Source organism: Rhizobium sp. LjRoot98 (assembly GCF_964252935.1).
Classification (GTDB): Bacteria; Pseudomonadota; Alphaproteobacteria; order Rhizobiales; family Rhizobiaceae; genus Pararhizobium.
Genome location: NZ_CAXUPW020000046.1, coordinates 1 through 2259, shown reverse-complemented (window position 1 = coordinate 2259; position 2259 = coordinate 1). Strand labels below are relative to the sequence as shown.

Below are 2259 nucleotides of genomic sequence, written 5' to 3'. Positions count from 1 at the left end.
GAGAAAAACGCCAGTGACCGTGCTCGACATCATTGGAGACGAAGGGAGGGTTACCGACGCGCAGGACGCAAAAACTTCTCAACCAAGGACTGAAGCGCAGTCAAAGAACGTAGCCGGCAGCATCAAAAGAACGGCCAACCAGGCCGCCAAAACTAATCCGGAAAACACTGAAATAGCCGACGGCGAAGTCCATATTTCCGTTACGAACAAGGATGGTGAACTTGCTGACGCGCTCGGAAAGGGGTCTGACCAAGGACATGACCTGTTATTTGTCGGCATTGAAACGACGGGGGATGCGACCGGTGGTTATAACCCGCGGATCGAGATCATGACCTCCGCATTTAAAGGAACCGCAGCGATCGTCACGGCGCGCGGTACTGTCCCTGACGAAGACAAGAGCCTGCGAATCCTACTGCCGATCAGCGGCACGGAGCGATCAATGAACGCGTCGGAATTTGCATTTGTGATAGCACGAGCGACGGGTTGCGCTATAACCGCTGTTTACGTCCGCGAGCCAACCCAGACCACACCGGTTCCCAGAGTGAGCGACAGCAGAAACGCACATCTTGCAGCATTCCAGGAACTGGACCAGATCGCCGCCTACTATGAAGTCAAAGTTGAAAAATATGTTCAGGATGGCAGTTCGCCTGAAATTGCGATTCTGAAGCAGGCGCGCGAAGGTCGCTTCAACTTAATTGTTCTTGGCGTCAGTCGCCGGGTAGGTAAGAAACTCTCCTACGGCACTGTTGCAGATACCTTGCTCGAGACAGCCGACCGGTCATTTGTCTTTATTGAAACGTAATCTCGGTAAAAATCGTGATCGCGGCCGCGCGCCCGATATTCCTAAGGATTTTGCTGCGGCAGGACGACTTCGACTGGACCTTTCATGACGATTTCACGGTGTGGGAAAGGTATGGATATACCAGCTTCCTTGAAGGCATCCCACAGGGCCATCAATACCTGGCCTCGTATATTCGTAAGGCCATTGCTTGGATCTGATATCCAAAAACGTAATTTGAAGTTCAACGAAGACGGACCGAAGCCCGTAAGCCAGCAAACAGGAGAAGAATATGTACTGCTGACGCGCGAAATGCTCTTTGCAGCGTCAATGGCTATCTGAACGACTTGGTGAGGATTGCTGTCATAGGACGCCATAAAGTCGATTTCGATGCGGACGTACTCACTGGAGAAGGACCAGTTCACCACCTGCTGGGAGATGAAGTCCTCATTCGGGATGAGGTATTCCTTGCCATCCCGCGTGATGACGGAAACGAAGCGAGAGCGCAGGTCCCGAATGGAACCGAACGTGTCGCCGAGAGAAATCGTATCTCCTGGTTTTATCGACTTATCCAGCAGTATGATGATCCCGGAAATGAAATTCGATACAACCTTTTGAAGGCCAAAACCGATACCCACGCCGACAGCACCGGAGAACACTGTAAGCGCTGTCAAATCTATCCCGGTCGCCGACAGTGCTACTGCACCTGCCACCAGGATCAGGGTGATCTTGATCAATTTGCTGATGAGAACTTTGAAGGACGGCGAAAGGTCGGACCATCCGTGCACCCAATGGGACAGCACATTGCCGACAAGGACTGCGATCCAAATCAATACCCCGGTCAGCAAAAGCGCTTTAAGGATCAATAAGACCGAAATACGGACGGCGCCGAGATTGAGAGCGGCGCTATCCAGCGCCGCCAGAAAGGGGCCATCAAGCCCGATCGCGTAAAGTGCGATATAAACCCAGGTCACCATGGCAACAATGCGCGAAAGCCTGTGGTTGCGAATGATCCGCGTTAGAACGGAAACGACGAACCACGCGCCAGCAAGCGTCAATGCAATAGAGATCAGCCACCGGTGAGAGGGCCAGGTCATCCGGACAAATACGCTCTGGGCTAGCCAAAGCCATACAATCATGACGAGCCAGCCAAGCCGGCGCATGAAGGCTATAATCACCCGAAGAAGATCCGGATTTCCCTTGATCATGCGCGCCCACGCCTCAAGCCTTGGTTCAATCCTTGAAGCGACGAGGTGCGAAAAGACGTATCCCAGTAAAATGATCGCCGCTTGGTAAAGTGTCCACTCGTTGAACGCTACTGCGCGTATCCATAGAAAATACACTTCAACCTGGCGAACAAATGGCGCTGAGGCTTGGTTTAGCATTCGTCAAACTCCGAGACTGCATGAATCCGGGCCGCTTCGAAATTGAATGAAGCATATTTGAATTCACTCAGGAACGACGCGGCTTAGGCAGCTTCA

Annotated in this window: 2 protein-coding genes; one reads left to right on the top strand and one right to left on the bottom strand. The window is 52.5% G+C overall.

The annotated features are described in order from the left end of the window. Nucleotides 1–802 (top strand): universal stress protein (locus ACSQ3J_RS31240; RefSeq protein WP_436041182.1); only part of this gene is annotated, 802 nt, incomplete at its 5' end. A 41-nt stretch (nucleotides 803–843) separates the two neighbouring features. On the opposite strand, the gene ACSQ3J_RS31235 is transcribed toward ACSQ3J_RS31240, so the two are convergent. Next, nucleotides 844–2163, bottom strand: a complete 1320-nt coding sequence (locus ACSQ3J_RS31235) for a mechanosensitive ion channel family protein (RefSeq protein ID WP_436041180.1) — start codon at nucleotides 2161–2163, stop codon at nucleotides 844–846. Nucleotides 2164–2259: the final 96 nt, after the last annotated feature.

What these genes read in the sequence shown, in the direction of transcription:
- ACSQ3J_RS31235 (WP_436041180.1), bottom strand. Translation starts at nt 2,163, where the DNA reads ATGCTAAACCAAGCCTCAGCGCCATTTGTTCGCCAGGTTGAAGTGTAT.